Source organism: Ruegeria sp. AH3, assembly GCF_056536265.1.
This window is the reverse complement of record NZ_JBQFJL010000001.1, coordinates 2,317,960-2,343,531: the sequence shown is the minus strand read 5'-3', so window position 1 is coordinate 2,343,531 and position 25,572 is coordinate 2,317,960. Positions and strand designations below refer to the sequence as shown.

Sequence of the window (25,572 nt, the reverse complement as noted above, 5' to 3'; positions counted from 1 at the left end):
TCCCTGTAGGGTCGCGCCATGTCCTTGCCCCAAGTCACCTTTTCCGAAGATCAGGCCACCGCCTTCGACAACATTGCCGAGATGTTGCGCACCGCCGGTGTCGACCTTCACGACGATGCTCTGCTGAAACTGCCGGGAGGCGGGCAATCGGGTGTCATGGCTGTGATTGGTAAGGCGGGATCGGGTAAAACCCTGTTACTGGCCGAGCTTTATAAGGCGTTGGCCGAGTCCGGAGTCAACCTGATCTCGGGCGATTTCGAAAGCCGCAAAGCCCGAGATAAGCGCAGCCTTGCGATCCTTGCCCCGACGAACAAAGCCGCCAGCGTATTGCGTTTGCGTGGTGTGCCCGCGACGACCATTCATCGCATCCTATACACTCCGGTCTACGACCCGGAATATGAGCGGATCGCGGAATGGTTGGCCGGCAATGACGAACGGCCCGAGATTGAGGGGCTGACGGACGAGGCGCTGGATCGTGCTGCCGCGTTTTATGCCAACAACAAATCCATCCCGGGTGCTTTGGCTGCGGCCGGATTGCGTGGATCCGACTTCATCACCGGCTGGAAGCGCCGAGAAGAGCCTTTGGACATCGGCTTCGTTGATGAGGCCTCTATGCTGGACGATCGCCAGTTCGAGGATTTGAAGGAGATTTTCCCTACATTGCTGCTGTTCGGTGATCCCGCGCAGCTGGCGCCTGTGAATCAGTCGGGCTCAATGGTGTTCGACAGCTTGCCAGAGCCGCGCAAACAGATTTTGCACCGGGTGCATCGGCAGACAGCGGACAACCCGATCCTTGACCTCGCACATGCACTGTCCGACCCGGCGATGGGATTTGAGGATTTCGAACGTCTGATCGAAGAGACTGCCCGTAAGGACGACCGTGTGATCTGGGGGCAAAGGGTCGAGGTTGATCTGATGGCGCGCAGCCCGGTTCTGGTCTGGCGCAACGCCACCCGAATTCGTCTGATCCAGGCATTCCGCAATGTTCATGGTGCGCCAGAGACAGAGTTGCTGGAAGGTGAGCCACTGATTTGCGATGGCATTGAACTGCCTTTGAAGCACCGCAAGAAGCGGCTGGACCTTGAGGCGCGTGGCCTGATCAAGGGCGCGCAGGTCATCTATCTGGGTCCCGGTCGAAAGCCTGGGTTCTCGCGCCTGCACGTCATGGGGGCCGAAGACCCCCAGGTCAGCGCGGCATCGATTGTACAGATCGAAAAACCGGATGAGGAAGAGCCGTTCATTCCCTATGCTGCCCGTATGGGGGCCACATTTCTGCACGGTGCTGCCGTGACGATTCACAAGGCGCAGGGGTCCCAGTGGGATACGGTTCAGGTGTTCGCGCCCGATATCTACGCTGCTGCCCGCATGGGACGGACCGAGGCAGGGCAGCCCTTGTGGAAGCGCCTTGCTTATGTGGCCATCACCCGTGCGCAGGAGCGGCTGGTCTGGGTGGTGCGTAATCGGTTGTCCAAGCCGACCCACCCCCTGCGCGTGGACGATTTGCGGGCCGAGGCTGCGCCTGCACTGACTTTAGAGGCAGAAGAGACATGAAAACGATCATAGTCACCGGCGCTAGTTCGGGCATAGGCCGAGCGACGGCCGAGCTATTCCTCTCCGAGGGATGGGTCGTCGGATTGTTGGCGCGCAGCGCGGACAAGCTGCACGAGATGGCCGACCGGCGCGACAACGCAGTTCCTCTGGTCGCGGACGTGACCAATCCTGATGCCGTTACAACCGCCTTCTCTGAGTTCATGGCGAAGGCCGACCGACTGGATGTCCTGTTCAACAACGCTGGCATTTTCGCGCCCGGCGGCACCATCGACGAGATCGCGCTTGAGGACTGGTACAACTCGGTCAATGTAAACCTGAATGGCATGTTTCTATGCGCCCGTGCAGCGTTTGCAGCCATGCGGGGACAGCAGCCTCAGGGTGGGCGGATCATCAACAACGGTTCGATTGCGGCCCATGTGCCGCGCCCGAACTCGGTACATTACTCGGCGACAAAACACGCAATTACCGGCCTGACCCGCAGCCTGTCTTTGGATGGGCGCGCGTTTGGTATCGCCTGCGGACAGATCGACATTGGAAATGCGCGCACACCGATGATTCAGGATCTGGTCGACAAGGCCATCGCTGCAGGGAAGACGCCCGACCCAACCATGGATGTCGATGATGCAGCCCGTTCGGTTTTGCATATGGCCAGTTTGCCGCCGGAGGCGAACGTGCAGTTCATGACTGTCATGGCAACGACCATGCCTTACATCGGACGTGGATAGCGCTTAATTCTCGCGCAATAACCGGAAGGCGGTCGACGCCCCCCAACCGGCAGCGATCGCGATAGCCAGCGACATCAGGCCGTACCAGATCGGCTGCTGACGGGACATATTATATAGAAACCGTTCCAACCCCACCTTACGTACGTCGATCGAGGTCTCAAAGCTTGATACGACATTGCCGCCGCGGGTCAGGAAAATGCGGGCGGTATAGTCACCCTCGGTCAGGTCCGAGGGCATTTCGATCGATGTGCGGAACAAGGTTTGCTCATCCACAGCAACGGTGTTTTCCCGGATCGAATACAGCCCTTCGCTTTCGCGGATGCGAATAACCGCAGCCGCAAAGTCTTGCGCGCCCTGAATGTTCATATCTGCGCCAACCGACCGGATGGCGCGCTCGATCGAAACCTTGTTACGCAGATCTTCGGTGTTGGTCAGTACCTCGCCAAACGGTGCACTGGTGGCAACCGCGTAAAAGCTGGGGGCAAGATCGACGACAAGACTGTCAGTGTTCACCCAGATGCCAAACTTCTTTTCTTTACGCCGCACGGTGACGGGTTCGGATGGGCCGACGACCGACACGATCACTTCAAGCGGAGGTCCTTCAGGGATCGGAGCTTCGCGCTTGACCGCACCAAAGACAAGAATCTCCGAGCCGTCGAAATTCGCGGTGATCGAAACGCGGTCCTGAGACAGGCCAAGAACAACCTGTTCTTCGGCGGCGTAAGCTGGCAAGCAGATCAGGCAGAGGGCGGCTATCAGACGCAACATCTCAATGACCTCCCGCATCGCCCAGTGAATACAGCTCAGCCGGTTGCAGCAGCAGGTCCAGCGCGAGTTTGCCACAAACCACCAGAACAAGGGCAGCCAGCAGAACACGCAGCTGCTCGGCTGGCATCCGCGCTCCGATCACCGTACCGATCTGAGCACCAACCACGCCGCCGACCAGCAGCAGAACCGCGAGGACTACATCAACCGTATAGTTGGTGGTGGCGTGCAGCATGGTGGTGAACGCCGTCACAAAGATGATTTGGAACAGCGAAGTTCCGACCACCACCTTGGTAGGCATCCCAAGCAGGTAGATCATCGCAGGCACCATGATGAACCCGCCACCCACGCCCATGATCGCGGACAGAATGCCAACAAACAGCCCCACCATCACTGGCGGGATGACCGAGATATACAGCCCCGAGGTCCGAAACCGCATCTTGAACGGCATCGCGTGCACCCATCCGCGTTGACGGCGCTTTGGCGCTGCGCCGCCGCCCTTGCGGGACTTGCGCAGGGCATTTAGGCTCTCGATAAACATCAGGCTGCCGATTACGCCCAGGAAAACGACATAGCAAAGCTTGACCAGCAGATCGACCTGCCCAAGGCTTTTGAGATAGTTGAACAGGATCACACCTAGGGCGGCCCCAATCAAGCCACCGACCAGAAGCACCGTTCCCATTCTAAGATCAACCGTTCGGCGCCTGAAATGAGCCAGAACGCCCGAAAAGGACGATGCGACGATCTGATTGGCCTCAGTCGCGACCGCAACGGCAGGGGGTATGCCGATGAAGAACAAAAGCGGCGTCATCAGAAAGCCGCCGCCCACTCCGAACATGCCAGATAAGATCCCCACCATGCCGCCCAGTCCAAACAGCAAAAAGGCATTTACGGAGACTTCGGCAATCGGAAGATAGATTTGCATGGCTTCTTCTAAACGGGAAGGGTCACGCCGCGCGCGGCAGCGGATCCCGGGACAACGTAAAACTCAACAGACGAAGCGCACGCAACAGCTTGGCCAGTAGGTGCCTGAGCTGCAGAGTTGTTGCGGGGCAAGTCCATACCTCTTTAGAACGGTTGCGGCATACAAAATCAACTCCGTATGCCGCTTTGCAGCAAACAGGACTGCAGGGCAGTCCAGAACTGGCCTTATCAGCGCTCTTTCACATAGGGTTCGCCGCCTGCGCGTGGCGGTACAGCTTTGCCTACGAACCCGGCCAGGATTACCACGGTCAGGATGTAAGGCAGGGCGTCCATGACCTGTACTGGTATCACCACTCCGCCCAGATCGATGTTCTGGAATCGAAGTGCGATGGCCTGCAGCAGCCCGAACAACAGGCAGGCCCACATTGCATGCCATGGCCGCCATTTCGCAAAGATCAGGGCGGCCAAAGCGATGAACCCGCGCCCTGCGGTCATTTCTTTCACGAAACCTGCTTGCAGCGCTGTTGCCAGATAGGCCCCTGCGATCCCGCACAGCACACCGCAGATCGCTACAGCCGCATAGCGCAGGCCGACGACCGAGACACCGGCGGTATCCACCGCTGCCGGGTTTTCGCCAACCGCGCGCAGGCGTAGCCCGAACCGGGTGCGGAACAGAATCCACCAGGTCAGCGGCACCATCAGGAAGGCCGTATAGACCAGAACGGAATGGCCGGACAGAAGCTCGGAATAGATCATATGCGGGACGTTGGTTTCGGACATCAGTTCGGAAACCGGTTGCCCGGTCAACTCGGCGTCCGTGGGGCCGATGGCATAGGGGAACTCAGCGGATTCAAACCGCCCACCGCCGAACAGGGACGGTGTACGACCGCCCTGCTGAAACCAGCTCTGCGCCACAAGAACCGTCATGCCAGAGGCGAGGAAATTGATCGCAACGCCCGAGATCAGCTGGTTGCCCCGGAACGTGATCGATGCAAACCCATGTAACGCCGAGAGGACCAGAGAGGACGCGATCCCCGCCAGCAGACCGAGCCAGACCGATCCGGTTACCGCGGCCACGGCAGCCGAGAAGAAGGCTGACATCAGCATCTTACCTTCGAGGCCGATGTCGAAGATGCCCGCACGCTCGGAATAAAGCCCTGCCAAACAGGCAAGCAGCAGAGGTGTTGCCAGACGAATGGTCGAATCCAGAACCTGGATGAGAGTCAGGAAGATATCCATCAGGTCGATCCCTTCCGGAAGCTCAGGAACAGCTTTTCAAGCGGCATCCGTACCATGTTGTCGAGTGCGCCGGTAAACAGGATGACCAGCGCCTGAATGACCACGATCAGCTCGCGGGGGATCGATGTCCACAGCGCCAGTTCTGCGCCGCCCTGATAAAGGAAGCCAAACAGGATTGCGGCCAAAAACACGCCGAACGGGTGCGAGCGACCCATCAGCGCCACCGCAATCCCGATGAACCCGGCCCCCTCGGTCGAGTTCAAAACCAGCCGTTCGGCCTCGCCCATCACGTTGTTGATCGCCATCAGGCCTGCCAGAGCGCCCGAGATCAGCATGGCAATGATGGTGATCTTGACCGGCGAGATACCGGCGTAAACAGCCCCGGTTTCCGAATGGCCGTAGGCGCGGATTTCATACCCCAGACGCGTGCGCCAGATTAGAGCCCAGACAACGACGCAGGCGATAAGCGCCACGAAGAACGAGATATTCGCAGGTGCGCCGCGGAACATCACGTTTTCGGCTGTCGAGAACATGGACTGAAAGGTCGGCAGATGCACCGCCTCGGGGAAGCGCGCCGTCGCCGGGTCTTGCGAGCCTTGCGGGCGCATCACGTTGACCAGCATGTAGTTCAGGAAAGCGGCGGCGATAAAGTTGAACATGATCGTGGTAATCACGATATGGCTGCCGCGCTTGGCTTGCAGATAGGCCGGGATCGCGGCCCAGGCTGCACCAAAGATCATCGATGCGGCGCAGGCGGCCAGCAAAGCAATGGTCCAGTGCGGCCAGGGCACGGATAGGCAGACGATAGCAACGCCTAAGCCCCCCAGCATGGCCTGACCTTCCCCACCGATGTTGAACAGGCGCGCGTGAAAGGCCACCGCAACCGCCAAACCGGTGAAAATGAAGTTGGTCGCGTAATAGAGTGTGTATCCCCAGCCATAGGTCGACCCGAGAGCGCCGGTAACCATCAGGTTCACCGCTTCAATCGGGTCTTCTCCGATCGCGAGGATGACAAGTGCCGAAAGGATTGTGGCCAAGAGCAGGCTGATCAGCGGGATCAGTACCACATCGGCCCATTTGGGCATTTTTTCCATGATTCAGGCGGCCTCTCCTGCAACACCGGCCATCAGCAGGCCCAGTTCTTTTTCATCCGTCTCGGCGGGCAGACGCTCGCCCATGATATGTCCATCGAACATCACCGCGATCCGGTCCGAGAGCGAGAAGATTTCTTCCAACTCGACCGAGACCAGCAGGATCGCCTTACCCTGATCGCGCAGGGCGACGATCTGTTTGTGAATGAACTCGATCGCACCGATATCCACGCCGCGCGTGGGCTGACCCACCAGCAACAGGTCGGGATTGCGTTCGATTTCACGCGCGACAACGATCTTCTGCTGATTGCCGCCCGAGAAGCTCTTGGCGGTAAGCCAGCCATTGGGCGGGCGCACGTCGAATTTTTCGATCTTGGCTTCCGTGTCGGCGCGCAGGGCGGCATTATCCATGAAGATGCCGCGCTTGTAGGCAGGATCGCGGTGATAGCCGAAGGCCACATTCTCCCACGCGTGAAACTCCATGATCAGGCCTTCGCGCTGTCGGTCTTCGGGGACATGGGCGATGTGCTGCGCGCGTCGCGCCTGACCGTCCGAACCCGCACCGCTGAGAGCAAGAGGTTCTCCGTTCAGTTTGATTGATCCTTGACCGGGCCGCATTCCGCCCAAAACCTCAAGCAATTCGGATTGCCCGTTTCCAGCAACCCCGGCGATGCCCACAATCTCACCCGCGCGGACCGTCAGGTTGATGCCTTTGACACGCTCGACCCCGGTACCGTCGATGACGCTGAGGTTTTCAATCTCAAGAACCGGCTTGCCCGGTTGGGCAGGTACTTTGTCGACCTGCAGCAACACCTTGCGGCCCACCATCAGCTCGGCCAGTTCCTGCGGATTGGTATCGGCGGTTTTGACGGTCGCCGTCATCTCGCCCCGCCGCATCACCGAGACCGTATCGGTGTTTTCCATGATTTCCCGCAGCTTGTGGGTGATCACGATGATTGTCTTCCCCTCGGACCGCAGCCGGTCGAGGATACGGAACAACTGATCCGCCTCGGCAGGGGTCAGAACGCCGGTGGGTTCGTCCAGAATCAGTATCTCGGCTTTGCGGTAGAGCGCTTTCAGGATTTCGACCCGCTGCTGCATGCCCACACCGATCTCATCGATGCGTTTGTCCGGATCGACGAACAGCTCGTATTCTTCTTCGAGCGCTTTCAGTTCCTTGCGGGCTTTCGCCAGCGACGGTGCAAGCAGCCCGCCATCTTCGGCACCCAAAACGATGTTTTCCAGAACGGTGAAGTTTTCCACCAGTTTGAAATGCTGGAACACCATCCCGATGCCCGAGGCGATAGCGGCCTGACTGTCGGGAATGTCGGTCTTGGTTCCGTTGATCCAGATCTCACCTTTGTCGGCTTTGTAGAAGCCGTAGAGGATGCTCATCAGCGTGGATTTGCCCGCACCGTTTTCACCGATGATCCCGTGGATCGTGCCGGGGGCGACGCTGATGGAGATGTCTTTGTTAGCCTGAACCGGCCCAAAGGCTTTGGAAATCCCTTTGAGCTCAATGGCGGGGACGGTCATGTCTTGTCCTCAATTGCCGAAGGGGCCGCATGCGGCAGAATGGTTGCGAGGCGGAGGACATATCCACCGCCCCGCGCGATATCAGAACTGCAGTGCCGGGCAGCTGTCGTTCTCGTAATAGCTGACAACACTCACGTTGCCGTCGATGATATCCTGACGGGCCTTGTCGACCGCGGCTTTCATGTCATCGGAAACCAGCGGAGCATTGTTTTCGTCCATCGCATAGCCAACGCCATCTTCGGACAGGCCCATGACGAATACGCCGGTTTCAACGCCCTCACCCGCTTTCATCGCTTCATAAACGGCGACGTCCACACGTTTCAGCATCGAGGTCAGAACTTTGCCCGGATGCAGGTGGTTCTGGTTGCTATCCACACCGATAGACAGGATGCCCTCGTCCGCAGCGGTCTGCAGCACGCCAACACCGGTACCGCCAGCAGCGGCGTAAACCACGTCAGCACCCTGGCTGATCTGCGCTTTGGTGAGTTCTGAACCTTTAACCGGGTCGTTCCATGCCGCCGGAGTGGTTCCGGTCATGTTTGCAACCACGTTGATATCGGGGTTCACGGCTTTGGCGCCTTGCGCATAACCGCAGCCAAAGTGACGGATCAGCGGAACATCCATACCGCCGATGAAACCCACGGTGCCGGATTTGGACGCCATTGCCGCCATCATGCCGACCAGATACGAACCTTCATGTTCGGCGAAACCGACCTGACGCAGGTTAGGCGCGTCCAGCCATGTCACGTCGACCACAACAAAAGTCGTGTCCGGGTAGTCGGCCACAACAGCGCTGAGCGGGTCGGCCATGCCGAAGCCCATGGTGATGATCGGGTTCGAGCCCGCTTCGGCAAAGCGGCGCAGGGCTTGTTCGCGCTGGGCCTCGGACTGCATCTCGATCTCGCGGTAGGTGCCGCCGGTCTCTTCCGCCCAGCGTGAAGCACCGTTATGCGCCGCCTCGTTGAACGACTTGTCGAACTTGCCACCCAGATCGAAGATCAAGGCGGGTTCGGCCAGTGCCGCGCCAGCTGTCAGTGCAACCGCTGCTGCGGCGCCCATCAAGGATTTCATAAGGGTCATTTGTTACTCCCGTTGGTTATTATCGGTCTGGGGCCAATATACCCCGCCACCCACTCAGAGCGAGCATACTTGTTGTGATGGCGGGAATTAAGGCCGTTTGCAACAGCCCCGGTCAACTGAATTTTGATCGGCTGGTCAAAAAAATTGGATTATTTGCTGTCTAAGTGGCGTTCCATCATGATGGCATCTACTTTCAGGCCGTTTTTGTGCCGATAATAGGCAGTGCGCCGTCCGCAGGGCGTATATCCTGACATTTCGTACAATGCGATGGCCGTAATATTGTCCGCTGCGACCTCAAGAAACGCCCGCGATGCCCCCAGTTGCTGAGCGCGAGCCTGCCAATCTGCCATCACCTGCCGGGCAAGGCCTCGTCGTTGGTATTTTGGGTGAGTCGCGATGGTCAGCAATTCTGCCTCATCCGCGATTACCTGAAACAAGGCAAAGGATCGCTCGTCGCCAGCAAGATGGGTGAATCGTCCGTTCAGCAGATCAGCAAATTCTGATGCGCTCCAGGGGCGGGACTGCGTAAAAGCCGCCGCATGGATCTTGGCGAGCGTGTCCGGAGTCATTCGTCCAGCAGGGCCGGCGGCACATCGCGCGATGGTGCGGCATCGGCAGGCCTGACATAAAGCGGAGCTGGCGACGTTTGGATGGATTGCCAGCGGCGGGCCGCCAGTTGCGCAATCGCCTCAACCTGACGGGCAGGTTCATCGCAGAAGAACAGGGGGGCAAGCGTTTCCGCTTCGTTGCGAGCGACCAGGCGCGGTGTTGTGTCGGGCTGAATATAGACCTGTTCGCGTGGTGCTGGAATCGCGGGGATCTGACCCGGAGCGGCCAGTTCGGCCAATGCATCAAACCCGGATACTCCGACCGCTGGAACGCCGAGCCCCAGCGCGAGCCCGCGCGCGGCAGAGACAGAGATCCGAATACCGGTAAAGTTGCCTGGGCCAATGCCGACGCCGATCGCATCAAGGCTTTGCCAGCTTCGCCCATTCCGCGTCAGCAGCTCTTCGAGCAACGGCATGAGCCGTTCGGCCTGACCGCGGGTCATGGGTTCGACGACTGTTTCGATAATCTGATCGCCACACAGCAAAGCGGCCGCGCAATGCGCGGCCGATGTGTCAAATGCCAGAATCGTTGGGTCAGACCGCAACGGGACGTACCTCGGTGACCTCGGGGATGTAGTGGCGCAGCAGATTCTCAATTCCCATCTTCAGCGTCAGAGTCGAAGATGGGCAACCCGCGCAAGCCCCTTGCATGTGCAGATAGACAACGCCGCGGTCAAAGCCGTGGAAGGTGATGTCACCGCCGTCCTGTGCAACAGCGGGGCGCACACGGCTGTCCAGCAGGTCTTTGATCTGGTTGACGATTTCAGCATCTTCGCCGGTATGCTCGGCATGGCCCGAGGCGGTTTGCGCGTCTTCTCCCATTACCGGTTGGCCGGACTGATAATGCTCCATCACCGCGCCAAGGATGGCGGGTTTGATATGGTCCCACTGAACGTCATCAGATTTTGTGACAGTGACAAAATCGTTGCCAAAGAACACGCCCGTCACGCCGTTCACCCCAAAAATGCGCTGTGCCAGAGGTGATTTCTCAGCCGCTTCGGCGCTTGGAAAATCTGCGGTCCCTGCTTCCAGAACCGTCTGACCGGGCAGGAATTTCAGGGTGGCCGGGTTGGGTGTGGATTCGGTTTGGATGAACATGGCGCGGCTCCGTTTGCGGTCTCATTGATATGCGCGCCCGGGTCGGGGAAGTCAAGATTTGGAATGGTTCTAAATTGATGTGGCGTAAGAAATCGCGTCATTCAAACGGTCGTCACCCCAGAACAGCTCATCCCCGGCAATAAAGCTGGGTGCGCCGAAGATATCCAGCGCCTTGGCCCGGTCGACCTGCCCGAACAAAGCGGCCTTGATTGCAGGGTCATTGATACGGTCGATCAGGTCAGGTGATGCATCCGCAACCGTCAGACAATCTGCCAGAAACTGCAGGTCGGAAATATCCCGGCCCGCGCCAAACTGCCCCGAATAGACGGCGCGGGAAAAGGCTGCACGTTGGTCAGGATCGTCGATGGCCAGCGCAAGGCGTGCTGCTTTCAGACTGTTCTGAGGGAAGATGTCCGGGTGCTTGAGTGGTAGTTCGCGCGCTGCGCAGAGACGCTCCATATCGCGCCACATATACCGACCTTTTGCAGGATAAAGGTTAAACGGTGAGGTTTCCCATCCCTGTGCGGCAAAGATAGGACCCAATAAAAAAGGCTGCCATTCGACAGTCACGCCATGATCCGAGGCTACGGCCTCGACCCGCATTGCGCTGAGATAAGAATAGGTCGAGGCGAAATCGAACCAGAATTGGAGTTTTGCACTCACGGGTCGGCCTCAGGTAATCTCTTCAAGCTTTTCCTTGCTCAGATCGCCGGGCACGATGGTGATCGGGATCGGCAGGCTACCTGAGTTGCGGGTCAGTTGCGTTACCAATGGGCCGGGGCCTTTCTTGTCGGTGCCTGCACCCAACACCAGAACGCCGATCTCGGGGTCGGATTGAACATGTGCGATAATCTCGGGCACCGGATCGCCTTCGCGAATGGCCAGTTCAGGTTCAACTTCTTGCTTGTCGCGCATCCATTTGGCGAAAACTTCGTAATGGGCATGAATGCGTTCACGAGCCTCTTCGCGCATGACTTCTGCCACGCCGATCCAGTGGTTGAATTCGTCCGGAGGAATGACGGACAGGATCGTGACACCACCGCCTGTATGCGCCGCGCGCATGGCCGCAAAACGCATTGCATTCAGGCATTCGCGGCTGTCATCCAGAACGACCAGGAATTTACGCATATTTGTCCCCTGACTGTTTTCGCGATCATGCCCGACCGGGCATGCACTGGCAACTAGCGGCTGCTCGCGGCCCAATCCCAGTACATCTCGCGGGCGCGGCGGGCAACAGGGCCGACCTGATATTGCGTGTCATCCAACGCGGTGACCGGAGTCACCTTGCTCATGTTGCCGGACATGAACACCTCATCGGCGTTGTGGAAATCATCAAAACTCAGAACGGTTTCGTGCACGGCCACGCCATCTGCGCGCAGGTTCTTGATGTGGCGGGCGCGGGTGATCCCGGCAAGAAATGTACCGTTGGGGATGGGGGTGAAAACCTCTCCATCGCGGACCATGAAGATATTGGCCGTAGCCGTTTCGGCCACGTGACCCATCGCATCCGCCACCAGAGCATTCGAGAACCCTTTGGACCGCGCCTCGGCCAGCATTCTGGCGTTATTTGGATAGAGGCAGCCAGCCTTGGCATTTACGACGGCAGATTCCAGCACTGGGCGACGAAACCGTGTAGTTGTCAGCGTGACCGAGGTCGTTTCGGGGGCCATCGGAATGGCTTCGAGGCAGATCGCAAATCCCGTGCTGTTTTCCTGCGGCACAATCGCAGTAACATCGCCGTCGATGCCCCAATACATTGGGCGGATGTATACGGCGGTGTCGGGCGCATAGGCCTCAAGCCCTTCGTGAACCAACTCAACCATCTGTTCAGTTGTGACGGTCGGAGACAGCATCAACGCCTCGGCAGAGCGGTTCACGCGGTCGCAATGAGCGTCCAGGTCAGGCGTCAATCCGTCGAAGAACCGTGCGCCGTCAAAAACCGACGACCCCAGCCATGCGCCGTGGTCGGCTGCGCGCATGATTGGTGCGTCCCCGTCATGCCATTGACCGTCGAAATAGGTGCGGATGTTTGTGCCGACTGCCATCGTGTTCTCCCTCAGTTCGGGGAAAACCTAGGTTGGGGCTGGCGCAAGGTCCAGTGGTTTATCCATGATGCAACGGCAGTGCTTCGCGTTTGACAATGGTGCGCAGCGCGAAGTTCGATCTAAGGTTTCGAATCCCCGGTATCTGCATCAGCCGGTTTTCCAAGAACGCATCAAAGGCGTTCAGATCTTTCGCAACAACGCGCAGAAGGATGTCCCGAGATCCGGTCATCAGATAGCATTCCATCACCTCGTCGCACCGACGGATCGCTTTCTCAAAGGCATCGATCGCATTGCGGTCCTGCTTCTCCAATTCGACCGAGACAAAGATGGAGACGCCAAATCCAAGCTGTTCAGGATCGACCTGCGCGGCATAGCCGGTGATGATGCCATCGCGCTGTAAACGCTCCAGCCGCCGCGCGCAGGGGGTTGGGGACAGCCCGACATGCTCAGCCAGATCGATGACTGTCATGCGGCCATCTTTTTGCAGGGCGCGAATGATCTTTGCGTCTATAGCGTCCATAGAGGAAATGCCTATTAGTTTATATATTCCTAGAGAATAACTCCAATCAGAAGCGATATCCAGCTGTACAATGGCGAAAATCTCTCGCCTGAAAGTGGCAAACTCTTCGGGACATTCCGGAGGAGGCTTATGGAGATCACCGAAGTTGATGCACCCGGGCACGAGCGCGTTGTTGAATTCAAAGACAGCGCGCTGGGCCTGTTGGGCTATGTCGCAATCCACTCAACCCAGCGCGGACCAGCGGCTGGGGGCGTGCGGATGCGGCCCTATGGTCACGCGGCCGAGGCGCTGCAGGACGCGCTGCGCCTGTCGCGTGGCATGACGTTCAAGAATGCCGCAGCCGATCTGCCGCTGGGAGGTGGCAAGGCGGTGATCATCGGTGATCCCGGCATCGACAAATCACCTGAACTGCTCAAGGCTTTCGGGCGCGTCGTGCAGAGCTTGAACGGGCTTTACTGGACCGCCGAGGATATGGGCATGACACCCGCCGACATGGCGCATATCGGGGCGCAGGCGGATTACGTGGCCGGGCTGGCCGACGGAGCCTTCGCCAGCGGTGATCCGTCGCCCATTACTGCGCGTGGGATTTTCAACGCGGTCCGTATAACCGCATGGCACCGGTTCGGGAAGACCGATCTTGATGGCTTAAGGGTCTCGGTCCAGGGGCTGGGCCATGTGGGTGAGCATCTCTGCCACCTGTTGCACGACGCAGGCGCGCATTTGATCGTTACCGATATCGATGCACAGCAATCGGCGCGCGTTGCCGAACGGTTCAACGCGCAGGCGGTTGCCCCCGACGCGATTTACGGTGTCGAGGCCGACATCTTCGCCCCCTGCGCCATCGGTGGTATCCTGAATGAAACCAGTGTCCCGCTGCTGCGGGTCGGGGCAGTTGCGGGCGGCGCGAACAACCAGTTGGCCAATTACAGCGACGCGCAACTGTTGCACGACAGGGGCATCCTCTATGCCCCGGATTTCGTGGCAAACGGTGGTGGGATCATAAATGTCGCAACCGAGATTCTGCGCGTGGCTGATCGCGAAGATTGGGTGGCGCACAGGTTGCAGGCGCTGGAGCAGACCATGGATCGTATTCTGATGCGAGCGAAGGCTGAGGCGATCAGCCCGCACGAGATTGCCGAGGCCATCGTATACGAAACGCTGCGTGCCGAAGCCGCTTGAAGCAAGTAACGCCGCCCTTATTGGGGCGGCGTTCCATTGGTTGAGAGATCAGGCTTTGCCTGCGCCCACCATTCCGACAATCTCATAGGTCTGCTGCAGGATCGGAGCGGCGATCTCACGCGCGCGTTCGGCGCCACGTGCGAGGATCTGATCGATCTCGGCCTCTTCCCCCATCAGGCGTGCCATCTCGGACGAGATTGGCGCCAGTTTTGAGACTGCCAGTTCGGCCAGCATCGGCTTGAACTCACCGAATTGCTTGCCACCAACCTCAGCCAGAACCTGCTCGGCCGTTTGATCGCTGAGCGCGGCATAGATGTTCACCAGATTGCGCGCCTCAGGACGTTCGGACAGGCCATCGATCTCAGACGGCAGAGCATCCGGGTCGGTCTTGGCCTTGCGGATTTTCTTGGCAATTGTTTCCGCATCATCGATCATGTTGATCCGGGTCATATCCGAGGCATCGGAAGATGACATTTTGCTTGTACCGTCTCGCAGGTTCATCACGCGTGGAGCTGGTCCATCGATGACAGGCTCTGTCAGTGGAAAGAAATCGACTCCGTAGTCATGATTGAACTTTGTTGCGATATCGCGGGTCAGCTCCAGATGCTGCTTCTGGTCTTCGCCAACGGGCACATGCGTGGCATGGTAAATCAGGATGTCTGCCGCCATGAGCGAGGGATAGGCAAACAGACCCAGCGAAGCGTTCTGCGCATTTTTGCCGGCCTTGTCCTTCCACTGCGTCATCCGCTGCATCCAGCCCATGCGGGCCACGCAGTTGAAAATCCAGGCCAGTTGCGAATGCTCGGCAACCTGGCTCTGGTTGAACAGGATAGATTTTTCTGCATCCAGACCGGCGGCGATAAAACCGGCGCAGACCTCACGCGTCTTTTCGCGCAGTTTTTCTGGATCTTGCCAGACTGTGATCGCGTGCAGGTCAACCATACAATAGATGGTTTCGAACTCAGGGCCCTGCATGTCCACAAAGCGCTTGAGTGCACCCAGATAGTTGCCAAGGTGCAGGTTTCCTGAAGGCTTGATGCCGGAGAACACGCGCGGCGTGAAATTGGTCTCGGTCATCGAAGGGAACTCCCGTCTGGAAAAATCAGTCCCCGTCGCTTACCCATGAGGTCAAGGGACGTCAACAGCCGCAAAGGTAAAGCCCAATGAGCAGTGAGCATTATACCCCGCCTGTGAATCCTCTGCCGCCCGTGGTTGTGGCGCTGACGTTGTTCATCATGGGGATTGAAGTGGTCCTGCAACTGGGCGCACGTGGGATTGTCGGTGGGCCGTCGGCAGTGGGCTGGCGGCTGGATGCGTTGCAGCAGTATACGTTCTCCCCCGACATCTTCGACTGGATGATGCAGAACGGGCGCTGGCCATTCGAACATGTGATCCGCTTTGTCACTTATCCCTTTGTCTCGGCCAATTTTACGCAGGCGATCTTTGTCTGTGTCTTTGTTTTGGCGATGGGCAAGATGGTGGCAGAGGTGTTTGGCAGCGTCGCGATGCTGATCATCTTTGTGCTGTCCGGTGTCGGTGGTGCGCTCGCATATGCGGTGCTGCTCGATCCTGCGTATCCGCTGGTTGGAGGATTCCCGCCCGTCTACGGGCTGATCGGCGCGTTTACATGGCTGCTCTGGCGCAAGCTGTCTTTGGTCGGGGCGAACCAGTCCCGCGCCTTCAGCCTGATTGCGATGCTGATGGGTATCCAGTTGCTGTTCGGTCTGCTCTTTGGCGGTACGTCGGACTGGGTTGCGGATCTGGGCGGATTTGCCACCGGGTTCGGCCTGTCGTTCTTTCTGGCTCCGGGTGGATGGGCGCGTATCGTAGGCAGGATACGCCGCGATTGAGCGATTATCCGCGTCGCAGCGCGGTGCGGAACTCCGACAGTTTGAAGGCCCCGAACAGGTGGCCGAGTGCGAAATAGACGACCCCCGCCGTTGCGATCAGCAGCAGCAGCGCGAGATAACGCAGACCAGAAAGCTCGAAGGCCCAACCAAAGAGATGAATGGCTGCATAGAGCACGACCCCCATCCCGATTGAGGCCGCAACGATCCGTCCCGCCCGGCGCTTGAACCGGTCATCAAAGCGCGCTTCGTCCCCGAATTGCCGCGCACCCAGCGCCAGCAACAGGACCATCACCCATCCGGCGGTTGAGGCGGCGATGGCGGGCGCGATCCAGCCGACCACGGGATAAAGACCAAAGGCCAGAACGGCGTTCATCACCATCGCAACAACGGCATAGCGGAACGGAGATTTCGTGTCTTCCCGGGCAAAGAACAATGGCTGCAACAGCTTTTGCAGCACGAAAGCAGGCAGGCCGATTCCATAGATGGCGACGGCCAGAGCTGTGGCCGCGGTATCCTCGGCGGTGAACTGGCCGCGTTGAAACAGAACCGAGACCAGTTGCACGGGTATGATCACAAAAGCTACGGTTGATGGGATGGTCAGTAGTAGCGTGAACTCTCCGGCTCGGGAAAAGGCATTGCGTGCGCCGTCCCTGTCGTCGGCCCGCAGACGTCGGGATAGATCGGGCAGCAGGACGATGCCTACGGCGATCCCGACCACGCCCAAGGGTAGTTGGTACAGGCGATCTGCCGCGAACAACCAGCTAACAGCTTTCTCAGTTTTCGAGGCCACCAACTGCCCGACTACCAGATTGACCTGTGTCACCCCCATGGCCAGCGCGGCAGGTACCGCGATACGCACCATTCGTCGCATTTCGGGGCTGAGTTTCGGCAGGCCGGGACGGATACGGATGCCGGCGCGTTCGGTTGCGACCCAGACCAGCGCAAGCTGAGCAACGCCTGCGACAGGGATAACGGCGATCAACCAGCGGATCACTTCGCCGCCCGAGAGAGTTCCGAAGATCAGTGCGGAACAGGCGAAGATGTTCAACAGAACCGGCGCAGCGGCGGCAGCAGCGAACCGGCCAGTGGCGTTCAGCACCCCGGAAAACAGCGCGGCCAGCGACATGAACAGGATGTAAGGGAAGACGACATAGCCATAGTCCACCGCCAGATCGAAGCGTTCGTCGCCATAGAACCCCTCGGCCGTGATCCAGACCAGCGCGGGCATGAAAACCATCGCCAAACCGACCAACGCCAATACGGCTATGGCCAGAAGATTGAAGGCATCCTGTGCGAAACCTTCCGCGTTCTCGCCCCCTTCCAACCGTTTGGAGAACATCGGCACGAAGGCTGCGTTGAACGCACCCTCAGCGAAGAAACGGCGGAACATATTGGGCAACCGGAAGGCAGCGACGAAGGCGTCCATCACCGGACCCGGCCCGATATAGGCGGTCAGCAGGATTTCCCGCAGGAAGCCAAGGATACGGCTGGCGAGCGTCCAGAAGCCCACCGTAAAGAAACCCGAAAACAGGCGGATCTGCTTCATGAGGCGGCGCGCTCGGCGCCCTCGGTGATGGCCTTGCGCAGCTTTGATTCAAGTGCGCGCTGCTTGCTTTCCGAGTGGTATTTCAGCCCGAACATATCCTTCACATAGAAGGTATCGACAACTTGTTCACCATAAGTCGCGATAACGGCGTTGGCGACATAGACATTGGCCGCGGCCAGCGTGCGCGCGAGGTCATAGAGCAGACCGGGGCGATCGCGGGTGTCGACCTCGATGATCGTGTAAATCTCGGACCCGTCATTGTCGAAGGTGATATGGGTCGGCACATTAAAGGCGCGTTCGCGTTTCTTGATCTTGTCGCGCGATTTCAGGGCGTCACGCGCCACCACCTCACCCTTCAGTGTCTTGTGGATCATCTGGGTCAGGCGCGGTATGCGCGACGTCTCATAGGGATGGCCCTCGGCATCCTGAATCCAGAAGGCATCCGTCACATATCCATCCTTGGTCGTGTAGCTGCGCGCATCGACGACGTTGGCGCCGACCAATGCCAAAGCCCCGGCGATCCGCGCAAAGATCCCCGGATGGTCCCCCATGGCAAAACAGGCCCGCGTCGCGTCGCGATCTTCGTCGGGGTGCAGGCGAATTCCCATTTCTCCGGGATCACCGCTGTCCTCCAGCGCTTTCAGCATCTCGGCAAACTCGACATGGGTCGAGAGATTAAGACCTTGCCAATAGGGATCGTAGTGCCGCCCGGTCTCGGTTTTCAGATCGGCTTTGGACCAATCGGCCAACTCAGCCCGTAGCAGTTTTTTCGCCCCGGCACCGCGATTGGCGCGGTTGAGGTCTTCCATCCCCGTTTCCAACGCACGCTTGGTTTCAGCGTGCAGCGCGCGCAGCAGGGTGGCTTTCCAGTTGTTCCACGTATTCGGGCCAACGCCGCGAATATCGCAAACGGTCAGAACCGTCAGCAGGTCCAGCCGTTTGACCGTCTCGACCGCCTTGGCGAAATCGCGAATGGTGCGCGGGTCCGAGATATCGCGTTTCTGCGCCATATCCGACATCAGCAGGTGATAGCGCACCAGCCATTCCACCGTTTCGGAATCCGATTTGTTCAACCCCAGCCGCGGGGCCACCTTGCGCGCGATCTGCGCACCAAGGATCGAGTGATCCTCGGGCCGCCCCTTCGCGATGTCATGCAGCAGCAGCGCCACATACAGCACCTTGCGGTTGACCCCTTCTTTGAGGATAGACGAGGCCAGTGGCAGCGACTCGACCAATTCACCGCGTTCGATCTGGGCGAGGTTTACGATGCATTGGATCGTGTGCTCATCGACCGTATAGCTGTGATACATATTGAACTGCATCATCGCCACGATGTGCTCGAACTCGGGCAGGAAGGCCGACAGAACCCCCAACTCGTTCATCCGTCGCAAGGCGCGCTCGGGGTTGCCGTGTTTCAACATCAGATCAAGGAAGATGCGCTGCGCTTCCTTGTCGGTGCGCATATCCTCGTCGATCAGACGCAGATTTGCGGTGACCAGACGCATTGCGTCCGGGTGGATCAGCATCCCGGTGCGCAAGCCTTCTTCGAAGAGCCTTAGCATATTCAGCTTATCTGACAGGAAGGTGTCCGGGTCTGCGATATCCAACCGACCATGCACAACCCTATATCCGGCCTTCACCCGGGGCCGGCGGCGGAAGATGCGTTCCAGCAGCGGTGCGCCTTTCATATGGGCCGCTTCCAACTTGGTCAGGAAGATGCGGGTCAACTCACCTACGCGCGTTGCTTCGCGGAAATAGCGCTGCATGAATACTTCGACAGCACGCCGCCCTGCGCGGTCTTCATAACCCATCCGCGCAGCAACCTCGACCTGCAGGTCGAAAGTCAGCTGCTCAGTGGCGCGGCCGGTCACCAGATGCAGGTGAGAGCGCACGGCCCAGAGAAAGTCTTCGGCCTGAACAAACCCTTTGAATTCATCTGGTGTGAACAGACCCAGCGGGACCAGCTCGGCCACATCCTGAACGCCGTAGATATACTTGGCGATCCAGTAGAGCGACTGTAGATCGCGCAAGCCGCCCTTGCCCTCTTTGACGTTGGGCTCGACCATATAGCGTTCACCCTGTTTGAGATGTCGCTCGTCACGCTCTTTCAGTTTGGCTTCGATAAAATCACGCTCAGTGCCTTTGAAAAGATCCGCTTTCAGCCGCGCCTCAAGCTCTTCGGCCAGCTCTTTGTTCCCGGCCAGATAGCGCTGCTCCAACATGGCGGTGCGAATGGTGAAATCGTCCCCCCCCAGTCGCAGGCAATCCTTGATCGTGCGGGATGAGTGGCCGACCTTCAGCCGTAGATCCCAAAGAATGTAGAGCATGGATTCAATCACGCTCTCAGCCCAGGCTGTGATTTTGTAGGGGGTCAGAAACAGCAGATCGACATCGGACGAGGGCGCCATTTCGCCTCGGCCATAGCCGCCCACAGCCAGCACGGCGATCTTTTCGCCCTGCGTCGGTGTGGCCAGCGGGTGCAGGTACTCGCTGGCCACGCGCATCGCAGTACAGACCAGTTGATCCGTCAGATAGGTGTAAGAGCGCGTCAGCGGACGCGCATCAAACGGGGCTTTGGCGAATGCGTCGGCGATGGCCGCGCGCCCCGCCTTCTGAGCGTCGCGCAGGATGCGGACGGTTTCAGCCCGCAGACCCGCATTGTCCGCACCGCTTTCAACGGCGGCGGACAGGTTGGCTTGAATACCGACCGAGTCAAAAATCCGGTCAGCGGGGCAGATCAGTTTGTTGTCAGGCATGGTTGCCTGCGCCGGTTGCTCAGAATCCGGCGCCAGAGAAGCTTTGTGGGGCAGGGTCAATCACAACCACCTGTTTGTTCTGGATCGTGGCAACCGCCAGACCGCGTTCGTTGGTACCATTAGGACGCAGGCGGAAGATACCGCCGACACCCTGAAACCCTGCATTCTGGGTCAGGGCTGCCCCAGTCAATGCATTGGATTTGCCCTGGCTGACCAACGCGCCAATGGCCGCGATTCCGTCATAGGCCAAGCCGCTGATAGGATGCGGGGCCTCGCCATAGGTATTGTTGTAGCGTTGGCGATAGGCTTGCGCTTTGGCCGGATCCGGCAATGCGAACCATCCGCCCTGAACGCCTGGCAATTCTAGCGTCTGTGCCGGGATGTCCCAGCGCGTCAGGCCCATATATTGCACATTGGCCGGAGAGACACCCGCCTCGGGCAGCAGCTGGCTGAACAGCGGCAACGCACCTGCAGTCGTCGCGGTCAGGAAGATCGAATCCGCACCGGTCGAATCCACTGTGGCCTTGATGGTTGGGACAGAATTGATCACACCCTGCTGAGATCGATCATAAGCTACGGTGCCAGCATTATTTACCCGGCTGCTGCTAAGTGCCGTTGCGATTGCGGATTGTCCGAGTTGGCCTGCCGAGTCATTGCTGTGCACGATCACCGTGCCGGTTTTGCCCTGTCGTCCGGCGAAATTGACCAGACGATTGGCGGTGTTCTGGAAGGTCGGCCCCAGGACATAGACATTGCCACCCGCAATGCTGGTGTTGTTCGAGAAGGACAATACATTGACGTTGTTGTTGAGAACCGCAAGGCCCGCCGCATTCGCTGCTTGCGCATAAACCGGACCCAGAATGATCTTGGCCCCATCCGCAACAGCTTGCTGAGCGACCGTTGACGCCGTTCCTGCATTGCCCGCGGTATCGTAGACGCGGAGATCAATTTTCACATTTTGCAAATCTGCCATCGCCAGACGCGCCGCATTCTCGAGGCTCCGCGCCAGCGCAGCGTCCCCCGATTGTGACGAGCCGCTAGGCACCAGCAGCGCCACCGGCACGGGATCAGAGGTATCGATCGAGGGGCCTCCGCCGATGCCGCCGACTTCACAGGCGGCCAGAAAGGCGGCGGTGGCCAGAGCAATGGCGGATTTCGCCAGTTTGCGTGTGGGCTTGCAAACGGTAAACATCTAAATGAAAACTCCCTGATCCGGCGTCTGAGGGCACCTTGGTCTATTGATCCGCGATAATAAACGTCACGCTGTGAGGGTCCAGCTTTGAATTTCCAAAAGACAAGATTGGCCCCGGGCCTGTACTTTGTTGCCACTCCTATCGGAACCGCGCGCGACATTACGCTGAGGGCGCTCGATGTGTTGGCCTCGGCCGACATGATCGCCGCCGAGGACACCCGCAGCCTGCGGCGGTTGATGGAAATTCATGGTGTTCCGTTAGAGGGGCGCCGAATCCTTGCTTATCACGACCACAGTGGCGCTGGTGCGCGCGGCAAGATACTCGAAGCGCTTGGGGCTGGGCAGTCGGTCGCTTACGCCTCTGAGGCCGGAATGCCGCTGATCGCCGATCCAGGCTACGATCTGGGCCGGCAGGCGGCTGAGGCTGGTTTCGCGGTCACCTGTGCGCCCGGCCCTTCAGCGGCGCTGGCTGCGCTGACATTGGCGGGTTTGCCGACCGATGCGTTCTTTTTCGCCGGGTTTCTACCCAACGCCTCGGGTGCACGTCGGACCCGAATCGAGGCGCTGCGCGATATTCCCGGAACGCTTGTCTTTTACGAATCCCCCAAGCGTCTGGCCAACTGCCTTGTCGATATGGCGGATGTGTTGGCCGGCGATCGGCAAGCTGCTGTGTGCCGCGAGCTGACAAAGAAGTTCGAAGAGGTCCGCCGCGGAACGCTCGCCGAGTTGGCGGCAGGATATGAGGGAGCCTCGGTCAAGGGAGAGATTGTTCTGCTGGTGGATCGTGCGCATTCGCAAACCGTTAAGGATTCTGACGTAGAAGAGGCTTTGAGACAGGCTTTGGAAAGTCATTCGGTGCGCGATGCGGCGGATCTGGTGTCAGAAATGTTCAATCTGCCGCGCCGCCCGATTTATCAGAAAGCCCTGAAGCTAGGTAAGGGATGAAACATGGGGCGATCCGTTCGGGGTTCGGTTTCTTATCACGCGGGGCAGGCTGCAGAGCTTTCTGTTGCAACCGATTATGAGCGGCGCGGCTATACGATTGCGCATCGCAGATGGCGCGGTGCAGGGGGTGAGATTGATCTGATCGCCCGGAACACCGATGGCATCGTGTTCATTGAGGTCAAGAAAAGCGCGAGTTTCGCATCGGCTGCGGCCCGGATCAGCCCTCGGCAGATTAAACGCATCTGTGCCTCAGCCGCCCAATTTCTTGAGCATGAACCAGATGGGCAATTGACGAATGTGCGCTTTGACGCAGCCTTGGTTGATGGCACTGGTGCGGTTGAAATTATCGAAAACGCCTTTGGCCACGGCTGATCGCCATTGAACCCGATAGGTCTCTGCGCCATGTATCGGGCGTAGAACGTAAGGGACAAGCCATGAAAATCGCCTTTCAGATGGACCCGATCGGGGCCGTGGATATCAATGCCGACAGCTCGTTCCGTTTGGCCGAAGAAGCACAGGCCCGCGGGCATGAGCTGTTTTTCTACGGCCCGGACCAACTGGCCTATCAAGAAGGGCGCATAACCGCGCGTGGTCATGACATGTCGGTTCAGAGGATGCAGGGTGACCCGGCTGTGCTGGGTCCGGAGCGCGAGGTCGATCTGGCCGATTTCGATGTCATCTGGCTACGGCAGGACCCGCCGTTTGACATGCATTACATCACCTCGACCCATCTGCTGGATCGCCTGAGAGGGCAAACGCTGGTGGTGAATGACCCCTTCTGGGTGCGGAATTATCCCGAAAAACTCCTGGTACTGGATTTCCCCGATCTGACCCCACCAACGACGATCGCGCGGGATTTGCAGACCATCAAGGCGTTCAAAGAAAAGCATGAAGATATCATCCTCAAACCGCTCTATGGCAATGGCGGCGCCGGGGTGTTCCGGCTGGATGCGAATGACCGCAACCTGACCTCTTTGCACGAGTTGTTCACTGGCTTCTCACGTGAGCCGCTGATCGTGCAGAAGTTCTTGCCCGATGTGCGTAATGGCGACAAGCGGGTGATCCTGGTCGATGGTGAGGCTGTGGGCGCTATCAATCGCGTTCCGGCTGAGGGCGAGACACGTTCGAACATGCATGTGGGTGGGCGGCCCGAGAAGGTTGGTCTGACCGAACGGGACATGGAAATCTGCGCCGCAATCGGCCCGCTGCTGAAGGAAAAGGGTCAGATCTTCGTCGGGATCGATGTCATCGGTGATTATCTGACCGAGATCAACGTGACCTCGCCCACCGGTATTCAGGAGCTTGAGCGTTTCAACGGCGAGAATATTGCCGAGAAGATCTGGCAGGCGATTGAAGCAAAGCTTTAGGCCCCAACCTTGGCGCTGATGCGAAAGCTCAGCGCCTCGGCGATATGCGGGCGACGAATGTCCGCCTCGCCGTCCAGATCTGCGATGGTGCGGGCAACCCGCAGAATTCGATGAAAGGCGCGGGCGGATAAGCCAAACCGTTCTGCCGCGTTCAGAAGCAGCTCCTTGCCTTCTGCGTCCGGCGTTGCGCATTCTTCCAGAAACGTGCCTTCGAGGTCGGCGTTCTGACGTGCACCATGCAGGTCAGCGAACCGTTCAGCCTGTACCTCCCGTGCCGCTTCGACGCGCGCGGCAACGGTGGCTGAGCTATCGCCCGAGGGTGGCAGATCAAGATCGGTAAACCCGACTGGCGGAACCTCGATCCGCAGATCAAAGCGGTCCATCAAAGGCCCTGAGATACGGCCCAGATAATCCTCGCCGCAGACCGGGGCGCGGGAACAGGCGCGCGACGGGTCGGTCAAGTAGCCGCATTTGCAGGGGTTGGCTGCCGCCACCAGCATGAACCGGCAGGGGTATTTGACGTGCGCATTTGCACGGGCGACCATGACCTCTCCGGTCTCAATGGGTTGACGCAGGGTTTCCAGAACAGTGCGCGGGAATTCGGGGAATTCGTCCATGAACAGAACGCCGTTATGCGCAAGCGAAATCTCTCCGGGTTTGGCACCTTTGCCGCCACCGACAATGGCCGCCATCGATGCGGTGTGATGCGGTTCGCGAAATGGGCGTGCCCGGCTGATACCACCTTCGTCCAGCAAACCGCAGAGCGACTGTATCATCGAAGTCTCCAGCGCTTCAACGGGCGTTAATGGTGGCAGAATACCGGGCAGCCGCGCCGCCAGCATGGATTTGCCGGAACCGGGCGTGCCGATCATGATCAAATGATGCCGTCCTGCCGCAGCAATCTCCAGCGCGCGTTTGGCGCGTTCCTGACCTTTGACATCCCGCAAATCCCGCGCGCTGGGCGATAGGCTGACCTCGCCCGGGGTCGCGGCGGGCAGCGCGGATTGGCCGGTGAAGTGACGGACCACATCGCCCAGAGACCCCGCGCCGATGACTTGAGTGGCGTCGACCCACGCCGCCTCGGCGCTGGATGCCGCCGGGCAGAGCAACGAACGATCTTCGGCTGCGGCGGTCATGGCGGCGGGCAGAGCGCCAACGACGGGCACCAGCGACCCGTCGAGCGAAAGCTCGCCCAAGGCCACAGCCCCTTCGGCGGCATCGGTTGGTATGATCTCAAGTGCCGAGAGCAGCGCTACTGCGATGGGCAGATCGAAGTGACTGCCCTCTTTCGGCAGGTCGGCAGGGGACAGGTTGATGGTGATCCGCTTGGACGGAAGTGCGATCGCCATCGAACTGAGCGCGCTGCGCACCCGATCGCGCGCCTCGGATACGGCTTTGTCGGGAAGCCCGACGATGGAAAAGGCCGGAAGACCCGGCGAGACGGCGCATTGCACCTCGACCGGGCGGGCGTCAACGCCCTGAAAGGCAACTGTATGGGCGCGGGCGACCATGGCAATCCTGTTCTTGGTTAACAGGACGTTGCTGCCATGGTTGC

At 59.2% G+C, this 25,572-nt stretch carries 25 protein-coding genes; 7 read left to right on the top strand and 18 right to left on the bottom strand.

Going from position 1 to position 25,572, the window contains the following annotated elements; all coding sequences use genetic code 11:
* The first annotated feature begins 18 nt into the window (after positions 1-18).
* Positions 19-1,551 carry an ATP-dependent DNA helicase gene (locus tag ACR3EM_RS11805; RefSeq protein WP_480470884.1) on the top strand — a complete coding sequence of 511 codons (1,533 nt, stop codon included), beginning with the start codon at positions 19-21 and terminating at the stop codon, positions 1,549-1,551.
* Positions 1,548-2,276 (top strand): SDR family oxidoreductase, encoded by a 729-nt coding sequence (locus ACR3EM_RS11800; RefSeq protein WP_480470883.1) that lies wholly within the window; start codon positions 1,548-1,550, stop codon positions 2,274-2,276. Before ACR3EM_RS11805 ends, ACR3EM_RS11800 begins: the two co-directional genes overlap by 4 nt.
* 3 nt (positions 2,277-2,279) lie before the next feature.
* Here ACR3EM_RS11800 and ACR3EM_RS11795 read toward each other — a convergent pair whose 3' ends face one another.
* From ACR3EM_RS11795 to ACR3EM_RS11735, 13 genes are all read right to left on the bottom strand, one after another.
* A complete protein-coding gene (locus ACR3EM_RS11795; RefSeq protein WP_480470882.1) occupies positions 2,280-3,044 on the bottom strand; it encodes a TIGR02186 family protein in 765 nt (254 codons plus the stop codon).
* Between the two features lies 1 nt (position 3,045).
* Entirely contained in the window at positions 3,046-3,966 is a 921-nt protein-coding gene (locus ACR3EM_RS11790; RefSeq protein WP_480470881.1) for a sulfite exporter TauE/SafE family protein, read from the bottom strand.
* Positions 3,967-4,193: 227 nt separating this feature from the next.
* A complete protein-coding gene (locus ACR3EM_RS11785) occupies positions 4,194-5,204 on the bottom strand; it encodes an ABC transporter permease (protein ID WP_480470880.1) in 1,011 nt (336 codons plus the stop codon).
* Positions 5,204-6,298 (bottom strand): ABC transporter permease, encoded by a 1,095-nt coding sequence (locus ACR3EM_RS11780; protein WP_480470879.1) that lies wholly within the window; start codon positions 6,296-6,298, stop codon positions 5,204-5,206. The genes ACR3EM_RS11785 and ACR3EM_RS11780 overlap by 1 nt, the downstream gene beginning before the upstream one ends.
* A gap of 3 nt (positions 6,299-6,301) precedes the next feature.
* Positions 6,302-7,831 (bottom strand): ABC transporter ATP-binding protein, encoded by a 1,530-nt coding sequence (locus ACR3EM_RS11775; RefSeq protein ID WP_480470878.1) that lies wholly within the window; start codon positions 7,829-7,831, stop codon positions 6,302-6,304.
* A gap of 81 nt (positions 7,832-7,912) precedes the next feature.
* A complete protein-coding gene (locus ACR3EM_RS11770; RefSeq protein ID WP_480470877.1) occupies positions 7,913-8,911 on the bottom strand; it encodes a BMP family lipoprotein in 999 nt (332 codons plus the stop codon).
* A gap of 149 nt (positions 8,912-9,060) precedes the next feature.
* The gene (locus ACR3EM_RS11765) at positions 9,061-9,480 is read right to left on the bottom strand and encodes a GNAT family N-acetyltransferase (RefSeq protein WP_480470876.1); all 420 of its coding nucleotides are present in this window, start codon (positions 9,478-9,480) and stop codon (positions 9,061-9,063) included.
* Positions 9,477-10,064, bottom strand: a complete 588-nt coding sequence (tsaB, locus tag ACR3EM_RS11760) for a tRNA (adenosine(37)-N6)-threonylcarbamoyltransferase complex dimerization subunit type 1 TsaB (RefSeq protein WP_480470875.1) — start codon at positions 10,062-10,064, stop codon at positions 9,477-9,479. The genes ACR3EM_RS11765 and tsaB overlap by 4 nt, the downstream gene beginning before the upstream one ends.
* The gene (locus ACR3EM_RS11755; RefSeq protein ID WP_480470874.1) at positions 10,054-10,617 is read right to left on the bottom strand and encodes a NifU family protein; all 564 of its coding nucleotides are present in this window, start codon (positions 10,615-10,617) and stop codon (positions 10,054-10,056) included. The genes tsaB and ACR3EM_RS11755 overlap by 11 nt, the downstream gene beginning before the upstream one ends.
* Positions 10,618-10,686: 69 nt before the next feature.
* Entirely contained in the window at positions 10,687-11,280 is a 594-nt protein-coding gene (locus tag ACR3EM_RS11750) for a DsbA family protein (protein WP_480470873.1), read from the bottom strand.
* A gap of 9 nt (positions 11,281-11,289) precedes the next feature.
* Complete coding sequence (locus tag ACR3EM_RS11745; RefSeq protein WP_480470872.1) at positions 11,290-11,745, bottom strand: universal stress protein; 456 nt, start codon at positions 11,743-11,745, stop codon at positions 11,290-11,292.
* Between the two features lie 53 nt (positions 11,746-11,798).
* A complete protein-coding gene (locus ACR3EM_RS11740) occupies positions 11,799-12,662 on the bottom strand; it encodes a branched-chain amino acid aminotransferase (protein WP_480470871.1) in 864 nt (287 codons plus the stop codon).
* Between the two features lie 58 nt (positions 12,663-12,720).
* Positions 12,721-13,182 carry an Lrp/AsnC family transcriptional regulator gene (locus tag ACR3EM_RS11735; RefSeq protein ID WP_480470870.1) on the bottom strand — a complete coding sequence of 154 codons (462 nt, stop codon included), beginning with the start codon at positions 13,180-13,182 and terminating at the stop codon, positions 12,721-12,723.
* A gap of 129 nt (positions 13,183-13,311) precedes the next feature.
* Between ACR3EM_RS11735 and ACR3EM_RS11730 the strand changes: the two genes are divergently transcribed.
* On the top strand, positions 13,312-14,361 hold the full coding sequence (locus ACR3EM_RS11730; RefSeq protein WP_480470869.1) for a Leu/Phe/Val dehydrogenase: 1,050 nt from the start codon (positions 13,312-13,314) through the stop codon (positions 14,359-14,361).
* Between the two features lie 48 nt (positions 14,362-14,409).
* Here the strand turns inward: ACR3EM_RS11730 and trpS are convergent, their stop codons facing one another.
* Positions 14,410-15,438 carry a tryptophan--tRNA ligase gene (gene trpS / locus ACR3EM_RS11725; protein WP_480470868.1) on the bottom strand — a complete coding sequence of 343 codons (1,029 nt, stop codon included), beginning with the start codon at positions 15,436-15,438 and terminating at the stop codon, positions 14,410-14,412.
* An 86-nt stretch (positions 15,439-15,524) separates the two neighbouring features.
* Here trpS and ACR3EM_RS11720 point away from each other — a divergent pair, with 86 nt between their 5' ends.
* Entirely contained in the window at positions 15,525-16,211 is a 687-nt protein-coding gene (locus tag ACR3EM_RS11720) for a rhomboid family intramembrane serine protease (protein WP_480470867.1), read from the top strand.
* Positions 16,212-16,215: 4 nt separating this feature from the next.
* On the opposite strand, the gene murJ is transcribed toward ACR3EM_RS11720, so the two are convergent.
* The 3 genes from murJ to ACR3EM_RS11705 are packed head-to-tail and all read right to left on the bottom strand — an operon-like array spanning position 16,216 to position 21,705.
* A complete protein-coding gene (gene murJ / locus ACR3EM_RS11715; protein WP_480470866.1) occupies positions 16,216-17,757 on the bottom strand; it encodes a murein biosynthesis integral membrane protein MurJ in 1,542 nt (513 codons plus the stop codon).
* Positions 17,754-20,513 (bottom strand): [protein-PII] uridylyltransferase, encoded by a 2,760-nt coding sequence (locus tag ACR3EM_RS11710; protein ID WP_480470865.1) that lies wholly within the window; start codon positions 20,511-20,513, stop codon positions 17,754-17,756. The genes murJ and ACR3EM_RS11710 overlap by 4 nt, the downstream gene beginning before the upstream one ends.
* Before the next feature lie 19 nt (positions 20,514-20,532).
* Positions 20,533-21,705, bottom strand: coding sequence for a penicillin-binding protein activator (locus ACR3EM_RS11705; RefSeq protein WP_480470864.1), 1,173 nt, complete (start codon positions 21,703-21,705; stop codon positions 20,533-20,535).
* Positions 21,706-21,792: 87 nt separating this feature from the next.
* On the opposite strand from ACR3EM_RS11705, the gene rsmI reads away from it, so the two are divergent.
* From rsmI to gshB, 3 genes are all read left to right on the top strand, one after another.
* Positions 21,793-22,650: a 16S rRNA (cytidine(1402)-2'-O)-methyltransferase gene (gene rsmI / locus ACR3EM_RS11700; RefSeq protein ID WP_480470863.1), complete on the top strand. Its 858-nt coding sequence runs from the start codon at positions 21,793-21,795 to the stop codon at positions 22,648-22,650.
* Positions 22,651-22,653: 3 nt separating this feature from the next.
* Entirely contained in the window at positions 22,654-23,022 is a 369-nt protein-coding gene (locus tag ACR3EM_RS11695; RefSeq protein ID WP_480470862.1) for a YraN family protein, read from the top strand.
* Positions 23,023-23,084: 62 nt separating this feature from the next.
* Positions 23,085-24,017: a glutathione synthase gene (gene gshB, locus ACR3EM_RS11690; RefSeq protein WP_480470861.1), complete on the top strand. Its 933-nt coding sequence runs from the start codon at positions 23,085-23,087 to the stop codon at positions 24,015-24,017.
* Here the strand turns inward: gshB and ACR3EM_RS11685 are convergent.
* Positions 24,014-25,528 (bottom strand): YifB family Mg chelatase-like AAA ATPase, encoded by a 1,515-nt coding sequence (locus tag ACR3EM_RS11685; protein ID WP_480470860.1) that lies wholly within the window; start codon positions 25,526-25,528, stop codon positions 24,014-24,016. The two genes, gshB and ACR3EM_RS11685, sit on opposite strands and share 4 nt — an antisense overlap.
* Positions 25,529-25,572 lie beyond the last annotated feature (44 nt).